This is a genomic window from Runella aurantiaca, assembly GCF_003339505.1.
Taxonomy (GTDB): domain Bacteria; phylum Bacteroidota; class Bacteroidia; order Cytophagales; family Spirosomataceae; genus Runella; species Runella aurantiaca.
This window is the reverse complement of sequence record NZ_QPIW01000019.1, coordinates 81,609-105,966: the sequence shown is the minus strand read 5'-3', so window position 1 is coordinate 105,966 and position 24,358 is coordinate 81,609. Positions and strand designations below refer to the sequence as shown.

At 43.7% G+C, this 24,358-nt stretch carries 15 protein-coding genes and 2 tRNA genes; all 17 read left to right on the top strand.

Annotation, left to right across the window (positions count from 1 at the left end):
- Nucleotides 1-63: 63 nt before the first annotated feature.
- The 17 genes from DVG78_RS20400 (at nucleotide 64) to DVG78_RS20320 (ending at nucleotide 24,350) form a co-directional block, all read left to right on the top strand.
- A tRNA-Thr gene (locus DVG78_RS20400) sits at nucleotides 64-135 on the top strand.
- 147 nt (nucleotides 136-282) lie between these two features.
- The gene (gene tuf, locus DVG78_RS20395) at nucleotides 283-1,470 is read left to right on the top strand and encodes an elongation factor Tu (RefSeq protein ID WP_114462888.1); all 1,188 of its coding nucleotides are present in this window, start codon (nucleotides 283-285) and stop codon (nucleotides 1,468-1,470) included.
- Nucleotides 1,471-1,568: 98 nt separating this feature from the next.
- Complete coding sequence (locus tag DVG78_RS20390) at nucleotides 1,569-3,449, top strand: sensor histidine kinase (protein WP_114462887.1); 1,881 nt, start codon at nucleotides 1,569-1,571, stop codon at nucleotides 3,447-3,449.
- A 38-nt stretch (nucleotides 3,450-3,487) separates the two neighbouring features.
- Nucleotides 3,488-4,696 (top strand): TCR/Tet family MFS transporter, encoded by a 1,209-nt coding sequence (locus DVG78_RS20385; protein WP_114462886.1) that lies wholly within the window; start codon nucleotides 3,488-3,490, stop codon nucleotides 4,694-4,696.
- Between the two features lie 74 nt (nucleotides 4,697-4,770).
- A tRNA-Trp gene (locus DVG78_RS20380) sits at nucleotides 4,771-4,841 on the top strand.
- Nucleotides 4,842-4,857: 16 nt separating this feature from the next.
- A complete protein-coding gene (gene secE / locus DVG78_RS20375) occupies nucleotides 4,858-5,049 on the top strand; it encodes a preprotein translocase subunit SecE (RefSeq protein ID WP_114068266.1) in 192 nt (63 codons plus the stop codon).
- Nucleotides 5,050-5,085: 36 nt separating this feature from the next.
- Entirely contained in the window at nucleotides 5,086-5,640 is a 555-nt protein-coding gene (gene nusG, locus DVG78_RS20370; protein ID WP_114068267.1) for a transcription termination/antitermination protein NusG, read from the top strand.
- 100 nt (nucleotides 5,641-5,740) lie between these two features.
- Nucleotides 5,741-6,184 (top strand): 50S ribosomal protein L11, encoded by a 444-nt coding sequence (gene rplK, locus DVG78_RS20365; protein WP_114068268.1) that lies wholly within the window; start codon nucleotides 5,741-5,743, stop codon nucleotides 6,182-6,184.
- Nucleotides 6,185-6,214: 30 nt separating this feature from the next.
- Nucleotides 6,215-6,913, top strand: a complete 699-nt coding sequence (rplA, locus tag DVG78_RS20360) for a 50S ribosomal protein L1 (RefSeq protein ID WP_114068269.1) — start codon at nucleotides 6,215-6,217, stop codon at nucleotides 6,911-6,913.
- A gap of 2 nt (nucleotides 6,914-6,915) precedes the next feature.
- A complete protein-coding gene (gene rplJ / locus DVG78_RS20355; protein WP_114462885.1) occupies nucleotides 6,916-7,449 on the top strand; it encodes a 50S ribosomal protein L10 in 534 nt (177 codons plus the stop codon).
- A gap of 113 nt (nucleotides 7,450-7,562) precedes the next feature.
- On the top strand, nucleotides 7,563-7,943 hold the full coding sequence (gene rplL, locus DVG78_RS20350; protein ID WP_013927556.1) for a 50S ribosomal protein L7/L12: 381 nt from the start codon (nucleotides 7,563-7,565) through the stop codon (nucleotides 7,941-7,943).
- 290 nt (nucleotides 7,944-8,233) lie between these two features.
- The gene (gene rpoB, locus DVG78_RS20345) at nucleotides 8,234-12,091 is read left to right on the top strand and encodes a DNA-directed RNA polymerase subunit beta (RefSeq protein WP_114068271.1); all 3,858 of its coding nucleotides are present in this window, start codon (nucleotides 8,234-8,236) and stop codon (nucleotides 12,089-12,091) included.
- A 108-nt stretch (nucleotides 12,092-12,199) separates the two neighbouring features.
- On the top strand, nucleotides 12,200-16,531 hold the full coding sequence (gene rpoC, locus DVG78_RS20340) for a DNA-directed RNA polymerase subunit beta' (protein WP_114462884.1): 4,332 nt from the start codon (nucleotides 12,200-12,202) through the stop codon (nucleotides 16,529-16,531).
- 138 nt (nucleotides 16,532-16,669) lie between these two features.
- A complete protein-coding gene (locus DVG78_RS20335; protein ID WP_114462883.1) occupies nucleotides 16,670-18,979 on the top strand; it encodes a glycoside hydrolase family 20 protein in 2,310 nt (769 codons plus the stop codon).
- A 235-nt stretch (nucleotides 18,980-19,214) separates the two neighbouring features.
- A complete protein-coding gene (locus tag DVG78_RS20330) occupies nucleotides 19,215-21,569 on the top strand; it encodes a TonB-dependent receptor (RefSeq protein ID WP_114462882.1) in 2,355 nt (784 codons plus the stop codon).
- A gap of 29 nt (nucleotides 21,570-21,598) precedes the next feature.
- Nucleotides 21,599-22,519, top strand: a complete 921-nt coding sequence (locus DVG78_RS20325) for a DUF4249 domain-containing protein (RefSeq protein WP_114462881.1) — start codon at nucleotides 21,599-21,601, stop codon at nucleotides 22,517-22,519.
- A gap of 154 nt (nucleotides 22,520-22,673) precedes the next feature.
- The gene (locus DVG78_RS20320) at nucleotides 22,674-24,350 is read left to right on the top strand and encodes a hypothetical protein (RefSeq protein ID WP_114462880.1); all 1,677 of its coding nucleotides are present in this window, start codon (nucleotides 22,674-22,676) and stop codon (nucleotides 24,348-24,350) included.
- Nucleotides 24,351-24,358 lie beyond the last annotated feature (8 nt).

Below are 24,358 nucleotides of genomic sequence, written 5' to 3'. Positions count from 1 at the left end.
TATTTAGAGACTAATACTTAACTAATAACTTTTAACGAATAACGGTTAACTTTTTTATTGAAAGCCGTTATAGCTCAGTGGTAGAGCACTTCCTTGGTAAGGAAGAGGTCCGGGGTTCAAATCCCCGTAACGGCTCGAGGTGAAGGTAATTATTTGTATAATCATGCGAGCGTGAGATTCAGTACTTCATGGCTCGTCTTTTTGCCTTCGTAAAACTCTGGAATGCAAGTTTTCTCTGTAAATCCATAATAAATTCAAAATCAACTTTTAGTTAATACAACAATGGCAAAAGCACAATTCGACCGTAGCAAACCCCACGTAAACGTAGGTACTATCGGTCACGTTGACCACGGTAAAACTACTTTGACTGCTGCTATCACTAAAGTACTCGCAGAAAAAGGCTTGGCAGAAAAGCGTGATTTCTCATCAATTGATAATGCGCCGGAAGAAAAAGAACGCGGTATTACAATCAACACGGCTCACGTAGAATACCAGACCGTTAATCGTCACTATGCTCACGTTGACTGTCCAGGTCACGCTGACTACGTAAAAAACATGGTAACGGGTGCTGCTCAGATGGATGGTGCTATCATTGTGGTAGCTGCTACTGACGGTCCAATGCCACAAACTCGTGAGCACATCCTTCTTGCTCGTCAGGTAGGTGTACCTCAATTGGTTGTTTTCATGAACAAAGTGGACATGGTAGACGATCCCGAGTTATTGGAACTTGTTGAAATGGAAATTCGCGAACTGTTGTCTTTCTATGAATTCGACGGTGATAATATCCCTGTAATTCAAGGTTCAGCTCTTGGTGGTTTGAACGGCGATGCAAAATGGGTTAAAACCATCGAAGATTTGATGGATGCCGTAGATAGCTGGATTCCAACTCCTGCTCGCGATATGGACAAGCCATTCTTGATGCCAGTTGAAGACGTATTTACGATCACTGGTCGTGGTACGGTTGCTACTGGTCGTATCGAGCGTGGTGTGATCAACTCTGGTGATCCTGTTGAAATCCTTGGTATGGGTGCAGAAAACCTCAAATCTACCGTAACAGGGGTTGAGATGTTCCGCAAAATCCTTGACCGTGGTGAAGCAGGTGACAACGTGGGTTTGCTCCTCCGTGGTATTGAAAAATCTGATATCCGTCGTGGTATGGTTATTTGTAAGCCAGGTTCAGTAAAACCACACGCTAAATTTAAAGCGGAGGTTTACATCTTGTCAAAAGAAGAAGGTGGTCGTCACACTCCATTCTTTAACAACTACCGTCCACAGTTCTATTTCCGTACCACTGACGTAACAGGTATCATTACTTTACCTGCTGGTGTTGAAATGGTTATGCCTGGTGATAACTTGACGATTGATGTCGTTCTTATCAACCAAATCGCTATGGAGAAAGGTCTTCGTTTCGCTATCCGCGAAGGTGGACGTACTGTAGGTGCTGGTAAAGTAACCGAAATCGTTGACTAATTGGTATATTTTAAGATATACAAAAAGGGCACTCAATTGAGTGCCCTTTTTTATTTACGATTAACTCGCTAATTTGGCGTTCTCTTTTTCAAAAAGAAATGCCGGGATTAAAGTTTTATAGTTGTATTGCAGGGATTTTGATTTTCTGTTTGCTGAGTCAGCTTGTAAAAGCTCAGTTACCAGTAACAATCCTTAATGAAAAATCCATAGAGGTAAATTTATGGGGGAAAAATAGTATTGAATATTTTGAAGATACTACTCGCCATCTAATAATGGAGGAGCTGCTTAGAGATTCCTCACTCTCCTTTAAAAGTACGCAAAGCCATTTGCCAGATTTTGGATTTATTGAAGAGGCATATCATTGGGTTCGTTTTCGGGTGCGAAAACAAACCGATAAGCCCATTAATTGGGTTTTGAGAAATGACTACCCTATGATTGATGAATTGAATGTGTTTTTAATCAATGAGGCATCTGGAGAAATTATTAAAAAAACGGTTAGAGATGCATTCCCCACTTACCAACGTGAGATTAGCGTTCATCAATGCGCCATTCCGATTGATATTCTTCCCAATCAAAATTATACAATCTACGTTCAATTGGTTGGGACAGATGCGAAACTGATAAAACTCAAACTTTCGGAAACCCACTATTTTTACAGTAGTTATTTAGACGAGCTTTGGTTTTGGAGTGCGCACTTGGGGTTTGCACTTTGTATGATTATAGTTCAGGTGGTGTTTTTGTTGGTTACTAAAGAGCGAAACTTTTTGTTGTATGTGCTCTTTCTACTGGGGTACTTATCCATTGCCATAATTGGTGGTTATGGTATTATTGACAGTATTGCATGGCCCGAGAATATTTGGCTTAAAAGGTTTGGAATTGTATTTGCGGTAGTACTGAGCAATGTATTGGGCGTTTTATTTTATACTCATGCGCTTCGTCTTAAAAAGACATCTCCCCTGCTTTACAAATTTTTACTGGGAGACATGATCCTGTCTGTTGTATTAAGCAGCTGGATATTTATTATTCCTTTTGGCATCAGTGTAAATGTGTACTCAAGTGCCCTAATTTTTGTGTTTTTTAGTCTGGTTTCTGTATCTTGTATCGTTAGTTATAGACGGGGTAATATCTCTGCTTTGTATTATTTGTTTGGCACGATTGCCTATTTTATTGGTATTTTAGTGCAAATAATCTGGACACTTGGTTACCTCTATCCATCGCTGGTTGTGGTCAATTCGATGCATATTGGAAGTATGCTTGAAATGATATTTTTTACATGGGCGCTGGCGCGGGATTATCGCCGCACAAGAGAAGAAAGAGAGGATACGCAAAGGGAGCTGATTACCGCTTTACAATCACAAAACAAAGAGATTTCCGAAGCATTACTACGTGGTCAAACGCTTGAACGTAAGCGTGTTGCGGCTGATTTGCACGATTCGCTAGGCGGTACGTTATCTGCTATGCGTTGGACATTGACGTCATTTAACACGAAACATCTGTCTGCTCAAGAAAAACAAGTGTATGATAGCCTGGTTGAAATGACCAATGATGCACACCAACGGGTTCGTTTTTTGAGTCATAACTTGCTGCCAGAAGATTTAGAAGAAGATGGATTACAAGTAAGCATTGAAAAACTGATTGAAAAACTTAATCGGAGCAACAAAACTAAATTTGAATTAAATATACATCTAGATAAGAGATTGAATAAAAAAACGGAATTTGAACTTTATAATATTTTCCTTGAACTGATTAATAATGTATTGAAGCATGCTAATGCCACAGAAGCCTATATCTCATTAGAGAACCTCGATGGGTATGTTCATCTGGAAGTTTTTGACAATGGAAAAGGAATCAATGGTGAAAGTAAGCGCGGAAAGGGTTTGTATAATATTCAGGATAGAATTGCTTCATTGGGAGGGACATGGCAGATTGAATCTACCACGAAAGGCACAAGTGTATTGGCTCATGTACCTTTGACTTAAAATTTTTATACTTTTGTGCGCTCTTATAAACTGTGCCCATGGCCAAAAAACGTAACTCTGCACTCATTTTTATCTTCATCACTTTATTAATTGACATAACTGGTATTGGAATCATTGTACCGGTTATACCAAGACTTATACAAGAATTGACGAGTGAAGGCCTTTCAGACGCTGCCCTCTATGGAGGTTGGCTAATGTTTGTATATTCTGTTGCGCAATTTATTTTTTCGCCGATTTTGGGCGGTTTGAGCGACCAATACGGTCGCAGGCCTATATTACTGGGTTCTTTGTTTGGGTTTGGATTAGATTATATTTTCAGCGCTTTTGCTTCAAGCATAGGTTGGTTATTTTTGGCCCGGGTCATAGCTGGAATATTTGGGGCAAGTTTTTCAACCGCTGGGGCCTACATTGCAGATGTCAGCCCTCCTGAAAAACGGGCTCAGAATTTTGGGCTGATTGGCGCTGCTTTTGGATTAGGATTCATTCTTGGTCCAATGATTGGAGGGTTACTGGGTCAATACGGGCCACGCGTGCCTTTTTTTGTGTCGGCAGGGTTAAGTTTATTGAATTGTATTTACGGCTATTTTGTGTTGCCTGAATCACTTGATGTAAAAAATCGCCGTCCATTTGATTGGAAACGTGCAAATCCTGTAGGCGCATTGCGGCATTTACAAAAATATCCAGTTATTTTCGGACTGGTTATTCCATTGGTTTTGACATATATTGCTGGGTATGCTACTCAAAGTACCTGGACTTATTTTACCATGGAAAAATTTGGTTGGGATGAAAAATGGGTTGGCTACTCTTTGGCTTTTGTGGGTTTGATGGCCGCCATTGTACAGGGCGGTTTAACGCGAACGGTTATTCCAAGGTTAGGAAATACAAAATCTATCTATTGGGGGCTTTCCCTCTATGCCCTAAGTTTCCTGTTGTATGCTTTTGCCGATAAAGGTTGGATGATGTTTGCCATCACCGTCATGTCGGCACTGGGAGGAATTGCTACGCCTGCCCTACAAGCGATTATGTCCAATGAAGTACCTCCCAATGAACAGGGTGAGCTTCGGGGAGCTCTTACGGGTTTGATGAGTTTAACGGCGATTTTTGGGCCAATTATGATGACTTCTCTCTTTGCTTATTTTACGTCTCCTTCCGCTCCATTTCAGTTTGCAGGGGCTCCTTTTATGATGGGAGCGGTACTGACCGTTTTTAGTTTGGTCTTAGTAAAGAAATTATTAACAAAAAATTGAAAATCTTCTGAAAGTCTTGCAGTTGAAAAAATAAATCTCTACTTTTGCAGTCCGATTTGAAAAGACATCTTTACACGGGCATAGTTTAAAGGTAGAACTACGGTCTCCAAAACCGTCGGTCTGGGTTCGAGTCCTGGTGCCCGTGCTATTTTTTGCGCAAAATGAACTCATTTATAGAATTCGTAACCGCCTCCTGGGACGAGGTAAGACATAATGTCACATGGCCCAAACTTACAGATTTACAGTCTAGCACTACTTTGGTACTGTTGGGGTCGTTAATCTTCGCTGCCGTGGTAGGTCTTATGGACTTCATCTTCGAGAATGCCCTCTCTTTTATTTATCAGTCATTTTAAGGGTATTTGTCCCTGTCACCCAAACATTGAGCAGGTATGAGCAATCTGAATTGGTATGTTATCCGGGCAGTGTCTGGTCAGGAGAAAAAGATTAAAACTTATCTCGAAAACGAAATCACCAGACAAGGTATTCAAGAGTCAATTCCTGAAATCCTGATTCCAACCGAGAAAATTGTTGAAATGCGTAACGGTAAAAAACGGATACGTGAAAAGAATTTTTTCCCAGGTTACATCATCATTTCTGCTGATTTGTCTAAGGGTGATGCTTATCACTTGATTACTACTATGCCAGGTGTTTTAGGTTTTCTGGGTAATACTACTGGGAATTCTAAAGTGCCAGTGCCGTTGCGGCAAGCCGAGATTAATCGGATTCTGGGTAAAGTAGAAGACGCAGTAGAAGAAGTTGAAGCACCGAAAGTAAGTTTCATGAAAGGCGAAAGCGTCAAAATTATAGACGGGCCTTTCAGCGGATTTATCGGTACAGTTGAAGAAATTTTTGACGACAAGAAGAAGCTAAATGTCGTTGTAAAAATATTCGGGCGTAGTACGCCCGTGGAGCTGAGTTACGCACAAGTAGAAAAAGAAAGCTGATTTATCAGAATGTTGCCGGGAGTACGAGACGAAAAGCTTCCACTTTCGTCTGTCAGCCGTACGCTTGAACCGGTAACGCCAACTTAAACGTTTAATAACGATGGCGAAAGAAGTAGCAGGTTACGTCAAACTGCAAGTGAAAGGTGGCCAGGCCAATCCTTCTCCCCCAATCGGACCCGCATTAGGTTCGAAAGGTTTGAACATCATGGAGTTCTGCAAGCAATTTAACGGTCGTACGCAGGACAAAATGGGAATGGTATTGCCCGTAGTAATTACATACTACAAAGACAAATCATTTGAATTTGTCATCAAAACTCCACCGGCTCCCATTATGCTTATGGAGGCTGCAAAAGTGAAACTCGGTTCGGCTGAGCCAAACCGTAAAAAAGTAGGATCGGTAAGTTGGGATCAAGTGAAAGTAATCGCTGAAACCAAAATGCCAGATTTGAACTGCTTCACAATTGAGTCTGCAATGAAAATGATTGCGGGAACGGCGCGTAGTATGGGTATTACAGTATCAGGGCAAGCTCCTTGGGATAACTAATCACAAGCGGACGTAAAGACATTTTGAACAATGGCAAAATTGACTAAAAAAAGAAAAGATGCTTTAGCGAAATATGACTCCAGCCAGGAGTATTCGTTCGAAAAAGCAGCAGAAATTCTGAAAGACATCTCGTATACTAAGTTTGATGCTTCAGTAGATATTGATGTTCGCTTGGGTGTTGACCCCCGCAAAGCAGACCAGATGGTTCGCGGTGTGGTGGCCTTACCGCACGGTACAGGTCGTGAAGTACGCGTTTTGGTACTTTGCTCTCCTGATAAAGAAGCCGAAGCCAAAGAGGCAGGTGCTGATTATGTAGGTTTGGATGAATACGTAAAAAAAATCGAACAAGGCTGGACAGACGTGGACGTGATTATCACGATGCCTACTGTAATGGCTAAAATCGGTAAATTAGGTAAAATCTTAGGACCTCGCGGTTTGATGCCAAACCCTAAATCAGGAACTGTAACCCTTGAAGTCGGTAAGGCTGTAAAAGAGGTAAAAGCGGGTAAAATTGACTTCAAGGTTGATAAGTTCGGTATTATCCATACCAGCATTGGCCGTGTGTCTTTTGGTTCTGATAAAATTGCCCAAAACGCCCAAGAATTGATTGCTACTTTGATGAAGCTCAAACCATCTTCGGCTAAAGGTACCTATGTAAAAACCGTACACCTATCGAGTACAATGAGTCCGGGTGTAGTGATTGATAAAAGCACGATTGCAGGAATATAATTATGACACGCGAAGAAAAAGCCGTTATCATAGACGAACTCAGCGAGAAGTTCAAGGCGATACCTTATTTCTATATTGTTGATGCTACCGGCATGACAGTGGGTGAAACAAACAATCTGCGCCGTAAGTGTTTTACACAAGGCGTGGAGTATCGTGTCTTTAAAAATACGCTGATTGCAAAAGCATTGGAAACATTAGATACTGATTATACTTCTTTTAACGATACCGTTTTGAAGGGTTTTTCAGGAATCATGTTCCATCCGGAGTCAGGTAAAGCTGCGGCAAAATTGATCAAAGAATTCCGTAAAGAATCAGGCAATGACAAATTGAAGCTTAAAGGTGCTTCAGTTGAATATAGCCTTTTCATCGGTGCTGATCAACTTGACACGCTCTTGACCCTGAAGTCAAAACAGGAATTAATCGGGGAAATTATTGGTCTATTGCAATCACCTGCCAAAAATGTCGTATCGGCATTGCAAAGCAGCGGAGGAAAATTGGCTGGTATCCTCAAAACTTTGTCAGAACGCGAAGGATAATCCATCGTCTTTGACCAAGACGTTGCTTTTGGAACGTATTTTTTACGACTGACAACAGCAGCAAATATTAATCAATCAAAACATAAACAGAAACAATTTTAACTTTCAATAAAATGGCAGATTTGAAAGCATTCGCTGAGCAACTTGTTAATCTTACTGTAAAAGAAGTAAACGAACTTGCAGCAATCTTGAAAGATGAGTATGGTATCGAACCCGCAGCAGCAGCTCCTGTAATGGTAGCAGCCGCAGGTGGTGGTGATGCAGCTCCTGTAGTAGAAGAAAAAACTTCTTTTGACGTAATCTTGAAAGCAGCAGGAGCCGCTAAGCTTCAAGTTGTGAAACTTGTTAAAGATTTGACAGGCCTTGGCTTGAAAGAAGCGAAAGAACTCGTTGACGGAGCTCCGAAACCTTTGAAAGAAGGTGTTTCTAAAGACGAAGCAGAAGCTTTGAAAAAACAATTGGAAGAAGCTGGTGCTGAAGTAGAAGTTAAGTAATTTCTATTTTCAACATCCAAATTCCTTAGGGATAGGCCTGACCTTGCGTCAGGTCTTTTCCTGTTTTAAGCCCCTTACCCCAAAGGGGACTCCTTTAAAACTCTCCGTTGGGGATGAGAGTTGAGTTTCATCTGAAACACTTCGCCACTCGTAGGAGCGATGCAGAGGGATGAAAACTTTTTGAAAACTACGAGGCGTGCTAAGTTTTTTGTAAACTAATCATTGATTTCCAGCGTTATACATTGTCACACTGACGTTGGGCTCTATCCACCAAAAAAACTTATAAAGCCTTGGTAACCAAACAACCTCCACGTAAAAATTTCGCCCGGATCAAGCCTGTTATTGACTATCCGGACTTCCTGGATGTACAAGTTCGTTCTTATCGTGAATTCGTTAATTTAGATACTGCATCTGAAGAGCGCCACAAAGAAGGCTTGTATAAAGTATTTCAGGAAAACTTTCCTATTTCAGATTCCCGCGAAAACTTCGTACTTGAATTTGTCGATTATGCACTTGATCCACCAAAATATTCGGTAGATGAGTGTATCTCTCGCGGATTAACGTATTCTGTGCCGTTGAAAGCAAAATTGCGCCTTAAGTGTAATGATGCCGACAACGAAGATTTTGAAACCATTGAGCAGGAAGTGTTTTTGGGAGCAATCCCTTACATGACCGTCAAAGGTTCTTTTGTTATCAATGGCGCCGAGCGTGTTATTGTTTCACAATTGCACCGTTCACCGGGCGTGTTTTTCTCAATGAGCAAACACACCAACGGAACAAAACTATATTCTGCCCGTATTATTCCATTCAAAGGGTCATGGATTGAATTCTCAACCGACGTCAACAACGTAATGTATGCGTACATTGACCGGAAAAAGAAATTCCCCGTTACTACCCTTTTGCGCGCGATTGGCTTTGGTTCAGACAAAGAAATCCTTGATTTGTTTGAACTTTCGGAAGAAATTCCAGCGACTCAAGCAAGCTTGAAAAAAGCCGTTGGTCGTCGTTTGGCGGCGCGGGTTTTGCGCACATGGACGGAAGACTTCGTAGATGAAGATACTGGTGAAGTGGTATCTATCAGCCGTAACGAAGTTTTGCTGGAGCGTGATTCTATTGTATCAGCCGATGACTTGGACGTAATCCTTGACTCAGGACAGAAATCTATCATTCTGCACCGTGAGGATATGAACATGGCGGATTACAATATCATCTATAATACGCTGCAAAAAGATAGTTCTAACTCAGAAAAAGAAGCGGTTGAGCAGATTTATCGCCAATTGCGTAACGCAGAAGCTCCTGACGAACAAACGGCCCGCGAAGTAATTCAAAGCCTGTTCTTCTCAGATAAGCGTTATGACCTAGGAGATGTAGGACGCTACCGAGTAAATAAAAAATTACAATTGGATATTTCAATGTCAACCAAGGTGTTAACCACCCAAGACATTGTTTCCATTGTAAAATACTTAATCGGCCTTATCAATGCCAAAGCCGTTGTGGATGATATTGACCACTTGTCGAACCGTCGTGTTCGTACCGTGGGAGAGCAGCTATGGGCCCAGTTTGGGGTAGGTTTGGCGCGTATGTCTCGTACCATCAAAGAGCGTATGAACGTTCGGGATAACGAGGACTTTAAACCGATTGATTTGATTAATGCCCGTACATTATCGTCGGTTATTAACTCATTCTTTGGTACAAACCAGTTGTCGCAGTTTATGGACCAGACCAACCCTCTGGCAGAAATTACGCACAAGCGTCGTATGTCTGCACTAGGGCCAGGTGGTTTGAGCCGCGAGCGCGCTGGTTTTGAGGTTCGTGACGTTCACTATACGCACTACGGACGTCTTTGTACGATTGAAACTCCTGAAGGTCCAAACATCGGTTTGATTTCTTCCCTTTGCGTGTATGCCAAAACAAACAGCATGGGCTTTATCGAAACGCCTTACCGCGTGATTGATAATGGTAAATTGACCAATGAACTGGTTTATCTGACGGCCGAAGAAGAAGATTCACGTTATATCGCGCAGGCCAATGCGTTTGTCGATGATAAAGGAAACTTCCTGATTGATAAAATCAAGACGCGTTTTGAAGGTGACTTCCCAATGGTGGATCCTTCGCAGGCGTCGTTGATGGATATTGCCGCTAACCAGATTGTATCGGTGGCCGCTTCTATGATTCCATTCTTGGAACACGATGATGCCAACCGTGCTTTGATGGGCTCAAACATGCAACGTCAGGCAGTGCCTCTTCTCCGCCCTCAGGCACCTATCGTAGGTACTGGTTTGGAAGGACGTGTTGCCCGTGACTCGCGTGCATTGGTTGTCGCAACTGGAAATGGAGTGATTGAATTTGTGGACGCAACCAAAATTGTTGTTCGCTATGAGCGCACCCATGAAGAACGCCTTGTAAGTTTTGACAGTGATGTTGTTACTTACAACTTGGTTAAATTCCGTCGTACCAACCAAGACACTTGTATCAACCTTCGTCCAATGGTGCTGAAAGGCCAAAAAGTGGAGAAAGGTGATATCTTGAGCGAAGGTTATGCTACAGAAGCCGGAGAATTGGCTCTCGGACGTAACTTACTTGTAGCCTTCATGCCTTGGCAAGGATACAACTTTGAGGATGCTATCGTAATCTCAGAGAGAGTTGTTCGTGATGACATCTTTACTTCAATCCACATCGAAGAATTTGATTTGGAAGTACGAGATACCAAGCGCGGAGAAGAAGAATTGACGGCAGAAATTCCGAACGTAAGTGAGGAAGCGGTTAAGAATCTTGACGAAAACGGTATCGTTCGTATCGGAACAGAAGTAAAAGAAGGAGATATTTTGATTGGTAAGATTACTCCAAAAGGAGAGTCTGACCCAACGCCAGAAGAGAAACTATTGCGTGCCATCTTTGGTGACAAAGCGGGTGATGTAAAAGATGCTTCTCGTAAAGCACCTCCATCCATGAAAGGTGTGGTCGTTGATACCAAGCTGTTCTCTCGCCCAGGCCGTGATGAGCGCGTTAAGCAGAAGGACGAGTTGAAAGTGTTAATGAAAGCCTACAGCCGCGATTTGACCAAACTTCGTGAAGTAATCATTGATAAAATGGTGGAACTTCTCGATGGTAAAACAAGTGCGGGAGTAAAACATAAATTCGGCGAAGATATCATCAGCAAAGGGGTGAAATTCAGCCGTGTTAACATCATCAATAACGTGTTCCCTGACAAAAACCCTTACCGGGATGAGGCAGGTTATGTTGTTGCGGAAGAAGTAAACTTGTTGGGCGATTTAATTATCGAAGGCTGGACAGAAGATCCTACTACCAACAAGATGTTGTTTGAAATGGTGAAAAACTATCAAAAACGTCGCAACGAAATTGCTGGACGCTTCAAACGCGACCGCTTTACGTTGGAAGTTGGAGACGAACTCCCTGCGGGTATCGTGAAGTTGGCCAAAGTATATATCGCTAAGAAGCGCAAGCTGAAAGTGGGTGATAAAATGGCCGGTCGCCACGGAAACAAAGGGGTTGTGGCCAAAATCGTTCGCGATGAAGATATGCCTTTCCTTGCCGATGGAACACCGATGGACATCGTGTTGAACCCACTTGGGGTACCTTCACGTATGAACATCGGTCAGATTTATGAAACCATTTTGGCTTGGGCTGGCAGAAGATTGGGCCGCAAATATGCGACACCAATTTTTGACGGAGCTACTGAGGATCAAGTTGTTGCTGAATTGAACGAAGCGGGAATTCCTGAATTCGGACGTACACCGCTTTACGATGGTCAATCAGGAGATATGTTTGACCAAAACGTAACAGTAGGTATCATGTACATGCTGAAATTAGGTCACTTAGTGGATGATAAAATGCACGCCCGTTCGATTGGGCCATACTCACTCATTACGCAGCAACCATTGGGTGGTAAAGCCCAGTTTGGGGGTCAGCGTTTTGGAGAAATGGAAGTGTGGGCACTCGAAGCGTTTGGAGCGTCGCACATTCTGCAAGAGATTTTGACCGTGAAATCGGATGACGTTATCGGACGTGCAAAAGCGTACGAAGCGATTGTGAAAGGTGAAAACCTTCCGAAACCAAATATTCCTGAATCATTCAACGTATTGATTCACGAGTTACGAGGTCTCGCTCTCGAAATCACAATGGATTAAATTTCCTTTTTTCAGAGGTGATTTCCCGAAGGTTTTAAACCTTCGGGAAATTAAAAAAACTTCTGTCAGAAGCTTTCAAAAATCATTTTCACAAAAACAATATCCGAAATGTCATTCAAGAAAAACAAGAAAATCAATAGTGACTTTTCGCGGATTACCATCAGCTTGGCATCGCCAGAGTCTATCTTGGAGAGCTCTTATGGCGAGGTAACCCAGCCGGAGACAATCAATTATCGGACTTACAAACCTGAAATGGGCGGACTTTTCTGCGAGCGCATCTTCGGACCGGTAAAAGACTGGGAATGTCACTGTGGTAAATATAAGCGCATTCGTTATAAGGGTATTATTTGCGACCGTTGCGGAGTTGAAGTAACGGAGAAAAAAGTACGCCGCGAACGGATGGGACACATCGAGTTGGTTGTGCCCGTAGCTCATATCTGGTATTTCCGTAGCTTGCCAAACAAAATCGGTTATCTCTTGGGCCTTTCTACCAAGAAATTGGACCAAATCATTTATTACGAGCGTTATGTAGTTGTTCAGCCAGGTATCAAAGCGGAAGACGGAGTCAATAAAATGGACTTCCTGACCGAAGATGAATACTTGGACATTGTGGACAAACTGCCACGCGAAAACCAAATGTTGCCTGACACTGACCCCAACAAATTCATCGCTAAGATGGGTGCCGACGGGTTGGAAATGTTGTTGTCACGGACACAATTGGACGAATTGTCTTACGAACTGCGTCACAACGCAGCCAATGATACCTCACAACAGCGTAAAGCGGAAGCGCTAAAACGCCTGAAAGTAGTGGAAGCCCTCCGCGACGCCAACACCCGTATCGAAAACCGTCCCGAGTGGATGGTGATTCGTATGGTGCCTGTGATTCCACCAGAATTGCGGCCATTGGTGCCTTTGGATGGTGGTCGTTTTGCCACGTCGGACTTAAATGACTTGTACCGCCGTGTGATTATTCGTAACAACCGATTGAAGCGTTTGATCGAAATCAAAGCTCCTGAGGTGATTTTGCGTAACGAAAAACGGATGTTGCAAGAAGCGGTTGACTCATTGTTTGATAACAGCCGTAAAGTAAACGCCGTTCGTTCAGAAGGTAACCGCGCGCTGAAATCCCTTTCCGATATGTTGAAAGGTAAGCAGGGCCGTTTCCGTCAAAACTTATTGGGTAAGCGTGTTGACTATTCTGGTCGTTCGGTAATCGTGGTAGGTCCTGAGCTCAAATTGCACGAGTGCGGACTTCCTAAAGACATGGCGGCTGAGTTATTCAAACCGTTTATTATCCGTAAACTAATTGAACGCGGAATCGTAAAAACGGTAAAATCTGCGAAGAAAATCGTTGACCGCAAAGACCCTGTAGTTTGGGATATTTTGGAAAACGTGTTGAAAGGACACCCAGTGTTGCTCAACCGTGCTCCAACGCTTCACCGTTTGGGTATTCAGGCGTTCCAACCTAAGTTGATTGAAGGAAAAGCCATTCAGCTGCACCCACTCGTTTGTACGGCGTTCAACGCTGACTTTGACGGTGACCAGATGGCGGTTCACGTACCACTAGGACAAGAAGCAGTTTTGGAGGCATCCATGTTGATGCTTTCGTCACATAACATCTTGAACCCAGCCAACGGTGCGCCAATCACGGTACCTTCACAAGACATGGTTTTGGGCTTGTATTACGTAACAAAAGGACGTAAATCAACGCCTGAGATTCCAATCATTGGAGAGGGTGGTATATTTTATGGAGCAGATGAGGTCATCATTGCCATCAACGAAGGCAAGTTGTCGAAACATGCGCATATCAAATGCCGCGTGACGGTTCGTAACGAGGATGGTACGCTGGAGAAGAAATTGATTGATACCGTAGCCGGTCGAATCCTTTTCAACCAGTTTGTTCCTGAATCAGTAGGATACATCAATGAATTGTTGACAAAGAAAAAATTGCAACAAATCATCGGTCACGTATTCAAAATTGCGGGTAACGCACGTTGTGCTCAGTTCTTGGATGAAATCAAACACTTAGGCTTCCAGACGGCATTCAAAGGTGGGTTATCAATCGGTTTGGGTGATATCAAAATCCCTGACGAAAAATGGCAGCTTATCGACGGAGCCAAGGGTGAAGTTCAAGGTGTGATGGATAACTTCATGATGGGTCTAATCACTGAAAACGAGCGTTATAACCAAATCATCGACGTTTGGACGCGTACCAACACCAAGTTGGCCAACACGCTCCTGACGCAATTGGAAAACGATCAGCAAGGATTCAACTCAGTATATATGATGATGCACTCGGGAGCGCGTGGTTCTCGGGAGCAGGTACGTCAGTTGGGTGGTATGCGCGGTCTGATGGCTAAGCCTCAGAAAAACTTGGCAGGTGGCGTAGGTGAAATCATTGAAAACCCAATTTTGTCAAACTTTAAAGAAGGTCTTGACGTATTGGAGTACTTCATTTCTACCCACGGTGCACGTAAAGGTTTGGCGGATACCGCTTTGAAAACGGCCGATGCAGGTTACCTGACTCGTCGTTTGCACGATGTGGCGCAAGATGTAGTCGTAAACGAAGAAGATTGCGGTACCCTGCGCGGTATTGAAATATCAGCTTTGAAAGACAACGAAGACATCGTTGAGCCATTGGCAGAACGTATCTTGGGTCGTGTATCGGTTCACGATATTTTAGATCCGCTTACTGGTGAGCTAATCATTGCTTCTGGAAGCGAAATCACAGAAGAAATTGCATCTCGCATCGACGAAACCAGCATTGAAGCCGTTGAAATCCGTTCGGTATTAACTTGCGAAACCCGTAACGGGGTTTGCTCGAAATGCTACGGACGTAACTTGGCTTCGGGACGCATGGCAGAAAACGGCGAAGCTGTTGGGGTAATTGCCTCACAGTCAATCGGTGAGCCAGGTACCCAGCTGACCCTTCGTACATTCCACGTGGGTGGGGTTGCGCAAAACATTGCGCAGGAAGCCTCCATCAAAACCAAGTTTGATGGTAAAGTGGAATTTGAAGACATGCGTACGGTAGATTCTACTGATAATGAAGGAAACCCTGCTACCATCGTAATGGGACGCTCGGGTGAAATTCGTATCATCAGCGAAGCCAACGGACAAGTACTGATTGCAAACAACGTACCTTACGGGGCTACATTGTTGGTAAAAGAAGGACAGAAGGTAACCAAAGGACAAGAACTTTGTAACTGGGATCCGTACAACGCCGTTATCTTATCAGAATTTAACGGGGTAATCGAATACGAAGCGATTGAAGAAGGTATTACTTTCCGTGAAGAAATCGACGAGCAGTCGGGCTTCCAGGAAATGGTAATCATCGAAAGTCGTGACCGTACCAAGAACCCAGGTATTTTGGCGAAAGGGAAAAGCCCGCTTTTGACTGACATTGAAGAGAAAATCTATAACCTACCTGTAGGCGCACGTCTAGTAATCAAAGATGGTGCTGTGGTGAGAACAGGTCAGGCGTTGGCGAAAATTCCTCGTACGTTGGGTAAAACCCGCGATATTACGGGAGGTTTGCCACGGGTAACAGAATTGTTCGAAGCTCGTAACCCGTCTAACCCTGCGGTAGTATCGGAAATCGACGGTGTGGTTATTTACGGTATTATCAAACGTGGTAACCGTGAAATCAATATCGAGTCAAAAGACGGTACCCGTAAAAAATACCTTGTGCCATTGTCGAAACACATTCTGGTACAGGACGGTGACTACGTAAAAGCTGGTGAGCCGCTTTCTGACGGAGCCATCACGCCGAGTGATATTCTTTCCATCAAAGGGCCAACCGCTGTACAGGAGTACCTCGTAAACGAAATCCAAGAGGTTTACCGCTTACAAGGGGTAAAAATCAACGATAAGCATATCGAGTGTATCGTACGCCAAATGATGCAGAAAGTTGAAATTATGGATCCAGGTGATACTAACTTCCTCGAAATGCAGGCCGTTGATAAGTGGACATTCCGCGAAGAAAACGACCGTGTACTCGACATGAAAGTGGTAGAAGATGCTGGTGATTCAGAATCTCTCAAACCGGGTATGTTGATTTCTGCACGCCGTTTGCGTGACGAAAACTCAACGCTCAAGCGCCGTGACCAACGTTTGGTGACTGCCCGTGATGCCAAACCTGCGGTTGCTCAGCCAACCCTGATGGGTATTACGCAAGCGTCTTTGGGTACTGAAAGCTTTATCTCTGCGGCGTCGTTCCAGGAAACGACCAAAGTATTGAGCGAAGCGGCCGTACGCGGAAAACGCGATACCCTCGAAGGCTTGAAAGAAAACGTGATCGTAGGTCACTTAATTCCTGCTGGTACAGGTGCTCGTCGTTACCAAAAACTTATCATTGGGTCGAAAGAAGACCTCGAAACGGTGACAGAGTCACGCGAGCGCAGTGGTTCACGCCGTGGCAAACGCGAATTGGCGAATTAATAGGTTTCCAATTAGTTTATATCGTAAAACGCCCCGACATAGGTTGGGGCGTTTTTTTTGCTTTTGATGACAGAATACTTTTTTCCAATTCCAGCCGTTTTTTAGTTCCTTTGTTTTTTTAAACGATTTATAATGAGCATGAAAAAACTAATTTTCTTCTTTACACTTTGCATCTTACGCTTTACACTTCTTCAAGCCCAAGAAAATAACTACAATCTGATTCCTTTTCCTGCGCAGTTCAATGGCGGTGAGGGGACGTTTGTATTAAATGCGCAAACTAAAATTATTGTCACGGCCAAAGATGCACCGTTGAAAGTAGTTGCGCAAAGTTTGGCAACGACGTTGAAAACGGCTTCAAAACTACCTTTGGCCATTGCCGCAACAGCAGCCCCAACGGCCAAAAACATAATTTATATTCGCCTAAATAAAGCATTAGGACTTGGTACAGAAGGCTATAAGCTTAGCGTAAGCACTGACCGAGTTACGTTGGAAGCGGCAACACCGCAAGGTGCTTTCTACGGGTTGCAAACCATTCTGCAACTATTGCCGACGGCTGTTTTTAGTCCCGTATCCGTTGAAAATGTGGCATGGTCGATGCCCGTGTGTCAGATTCAGGACAAGCCCCGTTTTGTTCATCGTGGCCTTATGCTGGATGTCAGTCGGCATTTTATGCCCATTTCGTTTGTTAAAAAATACATTGATTTGTTGGCATTGCACAAAATGAACATTTTTCATTGGCACTTAACAGACGATCAGGGATGGCGCATTGAGATAAAGAAATATCCAAAACTGACTCAAATAGGGGCAAAACGCAAAGAAACGCTTGTTGGCCAGTATTCAGAAAACTATCCGCAAAAGTTTGATGGAAAAGAAATCGATGGTTTTTATACCCAAGCCGAAATCAAAGAGGTGGTGAAGTATGCCCAATCAAAATACGTGACCATTATTCCCGAAATCGAACTGCCAGGGCACTCATCGGCGGCGTTGGCGGCGTATCCTGAGTTGGGTTGTGAGCCCTCTAAAAAATACGAGGTGGCCACCAAATGGGGCGTGATGAACGATATTTATTGCCCAAATGAGAAAACTTTTACGTTTTTGCAGGATGTGTTGACAGAAGTATTCACCTTGTTTCCTGGGAAATACGTTCATATCGGTGGGGATGAAGCCCCCAAAGATGCTTGGAAGCAGAGTGTTTTTTGTCAGGAGCTAATAAAAAAACTGAAACTCAAGGATGAACATGAACTCCAAAGCTATTTCATTAAGCGCATCGAAAAGTTTGTTAATTCGAAAGGGCGAGCCATTATCGGTTGGGACGAGATTTTGGAAGGCGGCGTAGCACCCAATGCAACGGTGATGAGCTGGCGTGGCACCAAAGGAGGCATTGAAGCCGCCAAGCAAAAGCATAATGTCATCATGACGCCCAATACTTATTACTATCTGGACTATTATCAGGCCAATCCTGCCAAAGAACCCTTGGCTATCGGAGGGTATTTACCCATTGAAAAAGTATACGAATATGATCCCGGAGCAGGATTTTCTCCCCAAGAACAAAAATATATTTTGGGGGTGCAAGGCAATGTTTGGACCGAATACATGCCAAGCCCTGCACAGGTAGAATACATGACGTTCCCACGCGCCACGGCCATTGCCGAAGTGGCTTGGGTACCTTCGGGCGGTAAGAATTTTGAAGATTTTGCAACGCGCCTGAAAGAGCATCTAAAACGGTTAGATTATCTGAAAGTCAATTATTCAAAACGAATTCTGGACGTACGGGCGGTGACGCAATTTAATAATCAAGGGCAATTGCAGGTTCGGTTGGAAAAATTGGACTCCGATAGTAAAATATATTATACCACGGACGGCAAAGAACCGTCGACAAGCTCGACCGAATATTTAATGCCCATTACATTGGATAAAATTACAACAATTAAAGCTATCACTACGGCAGGAGCCACGTTTGAAGAGAAATTTTTTATTCACCGCGCCAAAGGAAAACCCTACACTTATGCCAACGGACCAGCTGAAGGCGTAGATACAGACAAAAAGAAACTCACGGACGGCCAAGTAGCGCAAAGCCCCCGAAACAACGCTGAATGGGTGCGTATGTCGGGTAAAGATTTTGAAATTACGATTGATTTAGGAGAAGTAAAACCCGTTACCAAAGTCTCAGCTAACTTTCTCAAAGTAATCATGAACAACATATTTCCGCCGACATCGGTTGAAATCGGCCTTTCGCGCGATGGTGAAAGTTTTAAAGATGCATTGGCTCAGCCTGTAAAGTACGAACTGGAAGGGCCGTGGCAGATTATGCCAGTAGTGGCAGATTTCAAAACGGCCCGTGCCCGTTATATTCGAATTCGTGCTAAAAACGCTGGTCCAGCTCCCGCAGGACATCCCGCAGCAGGGCGACCTACAACGATTGCAATGGATGAAGTTGTGGTAGATTAACAATTTTTTAAAGATACCTCAAAAGCACTGCCTTGGCGGTGCTTTTGCATTTTTAATACCTCCATTCTTCCCGTTTACGCCGTTTTTCAGGCAGTTCATCCCAATTTTATCTTATTTTTTTGAACAATGAAGTAGGTTTGCAACGTTTCTATATCAGAAAAGTACAAACATATAGATAGGGGAACCTTCCCCGCAGATTGTCATTTTAAAAACAATCAATAACCCATCATCAGCTATGAAACAAATCTTAACGAGTCTGGTCTTTCTTTTAACGCTTACCTACGCATACGGCCAAGAGCGAAAGACTGTAAGCGGGTACATCAAAGATGCTTCTGACGGTGAAACCCTGATTGGCGTATCGGTATACGTGCGCGAAATTGGCAACGGAACAGTCACCAACGATTACGGCTACTATGCGCTCAATCTGCCAACTGGAACTTACACCTTGGTTTTCAATTACATCGGTTACGAAAAAATCGAAAAGAAAATTGAGCTTACCGCCGACTTAAAACTGAATCTTGAACTCAAAGATGAAAGTCTTAAACTTCAGGAAGTAGTTGTCAAGGCCACAAAAGAAGACGAGAACGTCAAAAACATTGAAATGTCGGTCAATAAGGTGGAAATGAAGACCATCCGCCAAATGCCGGCTTTGTTGGGTGAGGTAGATTTAGTGCGCAGTATTCAGTTGTTGCCAGGGGTGACGAGTGTAGGAGAGGGGGCAAGCGGTTTTAACGTTCGCGGGGGCAATATTGACCAGAATTTGGTTCTTTTGGACGAAGCTCCCGTCTTTAATTCTTCGCATTTGTTTGGCTTTTTCTCGGTTTTTAATCCAGATGCCATCAAAGACGTTAAGTTGGTCAAAGGAGGGATTCCGGCGCAATACGGTGGACGTATTTCCTCCATTCTGGACGTGAGGCTCAAAGAAGGGAATTCAAAAAAGACGGAAATTAACGGAGGCGTGGGCACAATCTTCTCTCGGTTGAGTTATGAACGGCCCCTTGCCAAAGGAAAAGGCTCGTTTATTGTGGCGGGGCGGCGGTCGTACATTGATGTGCTGGCCAAGCCATTTTTGAGCGGAGATTTGAAAGGTTCGCGCTTTTATTTCTATGACTTTACGGCCAAAGCCAATTATCGGATTGACGACAAAAATACTGTTTATGCTTCTGGTTATTTTGGCCGCGATGTGTTTGGTGCTGATTTTGGATTTGATTGGGGAAACCAAACCGCCACGGCGCGTTGGAACCACGTTTTCAACAACAAACTTTTCATGAATTTTACCACGTTTTATTCCAATTATGACTACGGATTGGAATCAGACCGCAACAATACGAGCAAAACTGGCGATAAATTCAAGTGGAATTCAAACATTCAGACGTGGAGCCTCAAGCCTGATTTTACGTATTATCTGACGCCAAACAATACGGTTACGTTTGGGGGACAATACATCAACTATACTTCAAAACCCGGAACGGCATTAGCGATTTCGAGCGGGGAGTCACGCAATATCAGCATCGACGCGCGCTACGCAGATGAATCGGCGTTGTACATTGGCAATGAACAAAAAGTAAACGATTGGTTGTCGTTTCAGTACGGAATTCGCTATTCGCATTTTAGAAATCTGGGCCCGGGCACTAACTTTGAATTTCAGGAAATCGTCAAAGGAGAACGTAAAATTCCCGTTTCAGAAACCAAATATGAAACAGGCGTAATCAATGAATACGGAAATTGGGAGCCGCGGTTTTCGACAAAAATTGAACTTTCGCCCTCGACTTCTATCAAAGCCAGTTATAACCGCACTGTGCAATATTTGCATTTATTGTCCAACACCGCCGCAAGCTCGCCGTTGGATGTGTGGACGTTGAGCTCAAAAATCATTAAGCCTCAAATTGCCGACCAAGTAGCGTTGGGATGGTTCCAAAATTTTCAGGACAATACCTACGAAGCTTCCGTAGAGGTGTATTATAAAGACCTCCAAAACCAAATTGATTATGTTCGTAATTCTGATTTGTTGCTCAATAAATACCTCGAAGGTGATTTGCTCTTTGGCAATGGTCGGGCCTATGGAGCAGAATTTTACGTAAAGAAAAATCGTGGCAAACTAACGGGGTGGCTGAGCTACACCTTGGCGCGTACAGAACGAAAAATAGAAGGAATCAATAACAACGGCTGGTTTCCCGCCCGTTTTGATAAAACCCACAATCTTTCGGTGGTAGGTTTATACCAACTGAATGAGCGTTGGAGTTTCTCGACCAATTTTGCCTTCAACACGGGTACGCCAGCCTCCTTTCCTACCAACCGCTTTGAATGGGGAGGATGGGCATTGCCGCAAAATGTAAATGATTCGCGCAATGCTTCGCGGATTCCTTCCTATCACCGTTTGGATTTTGGTGCTACGCTTAAATCCAAGAAAAAGCTGTTTGGCAAAGGGCAGGGGGAATGGGTTTTCAGCGTGTATAACGCGTACAATCGCCGGAATCCGTTTTCAACTTATGTACAGCAAAATGAAGATAATAACCTCCAAACCGAGGCCGTACGTTATTCTATCATTGGCAGTGTGATTCCTGCGGTTACTTATAATTTTAAATTCTGATCATTGAATTTTGACAATAGATACATGCCATGAAAAAAATATTCGCTCAATTATTCATTTTGACGCTGACTCTTAGCGCTCTAACAAGTTGTGAAGATGTAGTAGATTTAGACATTCCTTCAGGAGACCCTCAGTTGGTTGTAGACGGCTGGGTAACTAATCAAGCCACCGAGCATACCATTCGCCTGACAGAATCGGCCCCTTATTTTGACAATAGGCCCGCCAAGCCCTTGCTGAATGCTACCGTTATTGTTACCGACGACAAAGGCAAAGTTTTTACATTTAAAGACCTCAAAAACAACGGGTACTATGTCTGGAAACCCGCTTCGGCAAGCGATTCGCTAGGGCGCATTGGGGGCACGTATACGCTTAATGTTAAATTTGGTACGGAAGAATATCGGGCTACAACCAAACTCAATCGCGTACCCAAGATTGATTCAATGACGTATTTTTTTGATAAACTTCCCGTTGCACCCACCGATGGCTCGCCCCAAGAAGGCTATAAGCCCGAATTTTTTGCGCGTGACCCTGCTGGCGCGGGGGATTGTTATTGGATAAAATCATACCGAAACGGCAAGTACTACAATAGCGCAAGCAACATCTCAACGGCTTTTGATGCGGCGTTTAGTCCTGGTGCCAACAGCGACGGCTTGATTTTTATTCTTCCGATTCGGCAATCGGTGGTGCCTCAGATAGAGTTTGCGCTTGAGAAAGATACGATGAAAGTAGAGCTGCTAAGTGTGTCGCTAGAAGCGTATTACTTTCTCAACCAAGTACGTATCGAGTCTACCAATGGCGGGCTTTTTGCCACGCCACCTTCCAATATTTTTACTAACGTTACCAATGTCAACCCGAATGGACGCAAGGCGCTGGGCTTTTTTGGAGCATCGGGGGTCAGTACTTTTCAAACAGTGATTGATGCCAAAAAGGCCAAGCCTAAGAATGGATAAAATTACGCGATGAATTTCGTTGGTTTTGTATATTTGTTCCGTGCAAAACCATCCCAAACTTGTGGTGGGCGGTGACTTACAAAAACCTGATGGATTTGCATGACTATTTCTTTCCTGCAAATCTGTCAGGTTTTTCACATTATAGCGTAAGCGTATGCCCAAACGAATTATTTTAGCACTTGCCGCTGCAATCCCCATTTTTGCCTATTTTCTATATTTAATTCGCTTCAGTATTCCATTTCCCAACGAGGATGACCTTCCCGTGATTGTTGCGTTTATCAATCATGCCTTCCCCTTTGATGAACAATCCTTGAGGCTCTTTTTTACGCCTTTTCGTGAGCATGTCATATTGCCGGCTAAAATAATTGCCTATTTACAGGTTATAATCAGTGGTTGTGTTAATCTGAAAACCATGGTTGTGGTCGGCAATCTTTGTTGGGTTCGGGTGGCGTGGTTGCTTCATAGTAGTTTGAAAGAGGCCAAAATGCCTACACTGTATTTTTTGCCAGTTCTTTTTATCCTGTTTCAGCTTCAATTTACCGAAACGGCATTGTGGCCAATGGCCGTCTGGTCAAACATGGTAGTGATTTGGCTCGCCTTTGAATCTATTCATCTGTTGATAAATAATGAGCAAAAGCTAAGTCGTTGGCGCTTTACCTTGGCCTTTCTTTGCGCCGCAGGGGCGACATTTTCCAATGGAAATGGGCTGTTAAGTATATTTATTGGCCTAGTAATTTTAATTGTGCAACGGGCATCTCTGGCGCGAATGGCGCTGTGGTCACTTTTGGGGGGTATTTTTTTAGGAGGCTACTGGTGGGCAAAATCGTTTGGGGTGCCCGATGATGCATACGGCATTCAAACCAATCCTGTGCAGTGGCTGTTGGGGGTTTGTCTATTTATCGGTGGCTACGGAGATTTTATTTCGGGAAGTTTTAAATGGGTAGCGGCGAGCTTGGGGGCTGCGATGGTGATGGTTTTGTTTTTAACCAATTTCAAAGCTATTCAACAAACACGTTATTGGACTTCACCGACCTTTAAGTTAACGGCTTATGCGTTGTTTGCCTTGCTGACGGCGGCGGCAGTGGCCCTTTTGCGTACTGAGCCAGTGGGCGCTGATGCTGCGTTGCTGGGGCGTTATCGGCATTATTCTGCCTTGCTGGTAGGGATTGGGTACCTTATTTTACTTATTCAATTACAAAATAATAAAGTCATTCTTCACCGACTCTTTCTTATGTTTTTAGGAGTCAGCATGGGTATTTGGGGATTATCGTATTACCGTGATTGGGGCTACCGCTACATGGAGTATCAGAAATTTTGGGCAGATACTTACAACATGCAACACAATAACCTGCTGTACTTGAACTGGAAAGCACAAAACGGTTTGCCCGAAATCTATCAAACTTCTCAGTCCCAAAATATAGTTTGCCAAACGGATTCTCCTTTGGTGGATGTTGCGATGCTGAAAACAGATTCGTTGCAGCCTTTTATTCCAACCACGCTAGAATGGGAAACTGTTTCGGAAGATACCGCCCGGTGTAGACGCGTAGCTACCGTAAAAACCGACACGCTCAGGTTTCAACTGAACCAAGGAGAGGCTTGGTTGTGGATGTTGAAAAATGACCGACGCTTCTACTTTATTTCGGCCACGGCCACCAAAACCAATCCGATTCAGTTCTTGACCAAACAGGAGTATTTTCGACCGGGTTTTGCGGGGGAGATTGCCGCCTGTTTTCTTGAACCTGGAACTTACCAACTCTTTTTGGTAAATGCACGAAGAGGACAAACGCCACGGGTATTTTGGACCAATCGCTTGGTAGAAAGCGGTCAATAATGTTCTGG